This is a genomic window from Pseudomonas sp. PGPPP4 (assembly GCF_002256045.1).
Taxonomy (GTDB): Bacteria; Pseudomonadota; Gammaproteobacteria; order Pseudomonadales; family Pseudomonadaceae; genus Chryseomonas; species Chryseomonas oryzihabitans.
Map to the genome: position 1 here is coordinate 1 of NZ_NKID01000028.1, position 2,710 is coordinate 2,710.

Here is a 2,710-nt window from a genome sequence, read left to right on the forward strand (position 1 = left end):
CGACGACTTGCGCAACCGGGTTTTGCCGGCGGGCCAGCGTACGGTCGATGACCTAACTCGCGGCTTCTCGCTGGGACGTTTTGCCCAGCTGGATGTGCTGGAAGCCCAGCGCGCCCTCATTGCCGCTCGGGGTCAGTACCTGCTCTCTCAACGTGCGCAGATCAATGCCTGGGCCCGCCTCGAACGCCTCCACGGCTCGCTCTTCACCTCCCCATGACGCTACAGATCCCGGGATCAGACCCGGTGCGGAGTTCTTGCATGACCATGACTTCATTCAGGCCGAGACTGCTGCGGCCGCTGCTGATTGCAGTAATTGGCGGTGGGCTGCCATTCAGTACCATTCAGGCGGGCACCGGTCACGACCACCCCGAACCCGCTGCCCCCCTAATGAAATCGGCAGATGCCAAGGCTGAGGCGACCCAGCCTCGCCCTGCTCTGGACGAAGGCAAAGACGGCCATGACGCGAACGAGGGCGCCCATGGCGAGGGCGAAGAGACGCATGCCGAAGGCGAGATCGAGCTGAGCGCGGAGCAGATTCGCGCGGCCGGTATCGAGACCCAGGTGGTCACACCGGTCAGCGTGGGCGCGTCCTTGAGTCTCCCCGGAGAAATTCGCTTCGATGAGGATCGTACCGCTCACGTGGTGTCTCGCACCCCCGGCATCGTCGAGGAGGTGAAGGCCAATCTCGGGGACCGGGTGCGCAAGGGACAGGTGCTGGCGGTCATCGCCAGCGAGCAGCTGTCCGAGGTGCGCAGCGAGTTGGCGACCGCACAGCAGCGTTTGCAGCTGGCGCGCACCCTCTATGCCCGCGAGCAGAGCCTCTGGCAGGAGCGGATCAGTGCTGAGCAGGATCTGCTGCAGGCGCGGCAGACGCTGCAGGAAGCCGAGATCGCCGTCCGCAACGCCCGCCAGAAAGCTCAGGCTCTGGGTGGCGCGGCCTCCGCTCAGGGCGGTAGTCGCTATGAGTTGCGCGCACCCTTCGACGGCGTGGTGGTGGAGAAGCACCTGGTCCTCGGCGAGCGAGTGGACGAAGCCAGCAACCTGTTCACGCTCACCGACCTGTCCCGCGTGTGGGCGACGTTCGCCGTTCCGGCGCGTGACCTCGATCGAGTGACCGTTGGCCGACAGGTGGAGGTGGTTGCAGGAGAGCTGGACAGTCGCACCGAGGGCACCGTGGCGCATGTCGGCAATCTGCTGGGCGAGCAGACCCGGGCGGCGACCGCCCGCGTCACCCTGGCCAATCCGGCCGGCGCCTGGCGCCCGGGTCTGTTCGTCACGGTACGGCTCGCTGACGAGCGCAAGGCCAAGGTACTCGGCGTGCCCAGTGGCGCCGTGCATGTCGTGGAGGATCGCCCCGTGGTGTTCGTCCGGACGGCGGACGGATTTCAGGCGACCCCCGTGGTCACCGGGGTGCGGGACGGTGAGCGCACCGAGATTCGTCAGGGCTTGAGCGCCGGCCAGGTAGTGGCCGACCGCGGCAGCTTCATTCTCAAGTCGGAACTGGGCAAGGGCTCGGCCGAGCACTCCCACTAAGGGCGCATCATGTTCGAACGTATTCTTCGCTTCGCCATCGAGCAGCGCTGGCTGGTGCTGCTCGCCACGCTCGGCATCGCCGCCCTGGGGATCTACAGCTATCGCCACCTGCCCATCGATGCGGTGCCGGACATCACCAACGTCCAGGTACAGATCAACGCGGAAGTACCGGGCGCTTCGCCGCTGGAGGTCGAACAGCGGGTTACCTATCCGCTGGAAACGGCCATGGCCGGCCTGCCCGGGCTGGAGCGGACCCGGTCGTTGTCGCGCTCGGGCTTTGCTCAGATCAGCGTCATTTTCGCCGATGGGACGGATCTGTTCTTCGCTCGCCAGCAGGTGAGCGAGCGCCTCCAGGGGGCGCGCGAAGCCCTGCCGGAGGGCGTGGAGGTCAATCTGGGGCCGCTGTCCACCGGGCTCGGGGAAATCTTCCTCTGGACAGTGAAGGCCGCGCCTCAGGCGCGCCGCGCTGACGGCGAAGCCTATACGCTCACCGATCTGCGCGAGATCCAGGACTGGATCGTCAAACCCCAGTTGCGTACCGTACCCGGGGTGGCGGAAGTCAACACCATTGGCGGCTACGCCAAGGAGTATCAGATCGCGCCCGATCCCAAGCGCCTGGCCGGCTATCGCATCACCCTGGAACAACTGGCGGTGGCGCTGGAGCGGAACAACGCCAATGTCGGCGCCGGTTTCATCGAGCGCGCCGGGGAGCAGCTGGTGATTCGGGTACCGGGGCAGCTCGCCTCCGTCGAGGACATCGCCACCATCGTGCTGGCGACGGTGGACGGTACCCCGGTACGGGTCCGGGATGTGGCCACGGTCGGGGTCGGGCAGGAGTTGCGGTCCGGGGCGGCTACCGAGAATGGCGAAGAGGCGGTGCTCGGCACCGTCTTCATGCGGGTGGGCGAGAACAGCCGCGAGGTGGCCCTGGCGGTGGCTGGGCGCCTGGCGCAGATCAACCGCAACCTGCCGGAAGGCGTGCAGGCGGTCGCCGTGTACGACCGCACCACGCTGGTGGACAAGGCGATCGCCACGGTACGCAAGAATCTGGTGGAGGGTGCGCTGCTGGTCATCGCCGTGCTCTTCGTCTTCCTCGGCAATCTGCGCGCGGCGCTGATCACCGCGCTGGTGATCCCGCTGTCGATGCTCTTCACCTTCAGCGGCATGGCCGCGAATC

Annotated in this window: 2 protein-coding genes and 1 pseudogene; all 3 read left to right on the plus strand. The window is 66.8% G+C overall.

The genetic code is table 11. From position 1 onward, the window contains the following. Positions 1-217 (plus strand): annotated as a pseudogene (locus CFE50_RS22625) (TolC family protein); the annotation flags it as partial. A gap of 170 nt (positions 218-387) precedes the next feature. Next, a complete protein-coding gene (locus tag CFE50_RS22630; protein ID WP_286737275.1) occupies positions 388-1,533 on the plus strand; it encodes an efflux RND transporter periplasmic adaptor subunit in 1,146 nt (381 codons plus the stop codon). 9 nt (positions 1,534-1,542) lie between these two features. Then, positions 1,543-2,710, plus strand: a 1,168-nt coding sequence (locus tag CFE50_RS22635; protein ID WP_286737276.1) for an efflux RND transporter permease subunit, incomplete at its 3' end; no start/stop codon positions are given.